This window comes from Curtobacterium sp. MCBA15_016, assembly GCF_001865105.1.
Lineage (GTDB): Bacteria > Actinomycetota > Actinomycetes > Actinomycetales > Microbacteriaceae > Curtobacterium.
In genome coordinates this window covers 904-2,382 of the sequence record NZ_MJGR01000034.1, presented here as the reverse complement: position 1 = coordinate 2,382, position 1,479 = coordinate 904, and the positions used below count along the sequence as shown (strand labels likewise).

Below are 1,479 nucleotides of genomic sequence, written 5' to 3'. Positions count from 1 at the left end.
ACTCCTGGCTCGTGTTCTCGGAAGCGCAGCGGGCCGACGCCGTGACCCGCGGGACGCTCACCGGCGCGCAGATCGACGCCATCGAGCGGTCCGTGGCCGACGAGGGCACCCTCCGCTACGACCGCGACGGAGTCCGGATCTACGAGGTGCGCGATGCAGCATGAGCCCGGGGCACGTCACCGGATGACCACCCGGCGGTCCTTCCTGCGCCGCGGCGTGACGATCGCCGGCATCGCGGGGGTCGCCGTGGTCGCCGGCACCACGGCCGTCGTGCTGCCCACGCGTGCCGGTGACTCGACCGCCCGCGCCGAACGCATGCCCACCGGGGCGCTCGAGTCCGAGGGGACGCGGTGGGTCCCCTACCTCGCACAGGACTTCGACCTCGACGCCGCGCTCGGCGAACTCCTCGCGGTGTACCCGCGGATGGCGGAGTACAGCGGGATGCGGGACACGTCGGGCAAGGGGCTCTACTCCCCCGACCAGGTGGTGTCGGTGCACGACTCGGTGCTCGACTTCCACCTCCGCAGCAACGGGTCCCAGCCCCTCGTGGCGACGGTCCTCCCCGCCGGCTACCGGGCGTACACGCACCAGCGCGTCTCGATCCGGTACCGCGCCGACGAGGTCCCCGGCTACAAGTTCGTCATGATCCTCTGGCCGCTGTCCGGCGACTGGAACGAGGGCGAGATCGACTGGCCCGAGGGGGACCTCACCGGCGACGTCCGCCCGGTGTCGGCGATCCCGGGCAGCTACGACCCCGCGACCGAGGCGATGACGTTCCTGCCCGAGGACCCGACGGTGGTGTCCGGCGGGCAGACCGACTGGCACGTCGCGACCGTCGAGTGGACCGCCGACGCGGTGCGCTTCTACTGGGACGACGAGCTGCTCGAGACGGTCACGGGCGCGGTGCCCACGACGCCGATGCGCGTGACGCTGCAGGCGGAGACGATCATCCACGACGCCGAGGTGCCGGCCGACGCATCCGGGCACGTGCTCGTGGACTGGGTGGTCGCGTACCGGAAGAGCAGGGCGCAGTCCTGACCTGATCGGCCGCCCTGGCGTGTCGGGCTGTGGCCTGGCGTGTCGGTTCGTCGCCTGGCGTGTCACGCGGCTTCTGCGCCCGAAACGGAACAAGCCCCCGGGAGATCCCGGGGGCTTGTTCTACGAGTGCTGGGGTACCTGGACTCGAACCAAGAACGACGGTACCAGAAACCGCTGTGTTGCCAATTACACCATACCCCAAAGGCCCGGAGGCCTTCGGTCCCGGTTGCCCGGGGCACGATCAACTACTGTACAGCATCCCGGAGGTCCGTGAGACCACCGACGAGATCCCGGTGCACCGCGGCGGCCGTGACCGCCCCGTGGCCGGCCGCCACGATCAGCTGTTCCGGTCCGGGTGGCGTCACGTCGCCCACGGCGTACAGCCCGGGCACGCTCGTCCGTCCGGAGCGGTCGACCACGACGAGCCCCTCGGCGTCGCGG

2 protein-coding genes and 1 tRNA gene are annotated in these 1,479 nt (G+C 71.3%); 1 reads left to right on the top strand and 2 read right to left on the bottom strand.

From position 1 onward, the window contains the following. Positions 1–153: 153 nt before the first annotated feature. Positions 154–1,038 (top strand): glycoside hydrolase family 16 protein, encoded by an 885-nt coding sequence (locus BIV03_RS13845; RefSeq protein ID WP_083403445.1) that lies wholly within the window; start codon positions 154–156, stop codon positions 1,036–1,038. Positions 1,039–1,167: 129 nt separating this feature from the next. Here BIV03_RS13845 and BIV03_RS13840 read toward each other — a convergent pair. Beyond that, positions 1,168–1,239: transfer RNA gene (locus BIV03_RS13840), tRNA-Gln, on the bottom strand. 44 nt (positions 1,240–1,283) lie between these two features. Next, a partial coding sequence (locus BIV03_RS18865; RefSeq protein ID WP_175475864.1) for an FAD-dependent oxidoreductase occupies positions 1,284–1,479 on the bottom strand: 196 nt, incomplete at its 5' end.

Bases quoted from the DNA above. Each gene is read 5' to 3' on its own strand.
- BIV03_RS13845 (WP_083403445.1), top strand. From the start codon at position 154: ATGCAGCATGAGCCCGGGGCACGTCACCGGATGACCACCCGGCGGTCC.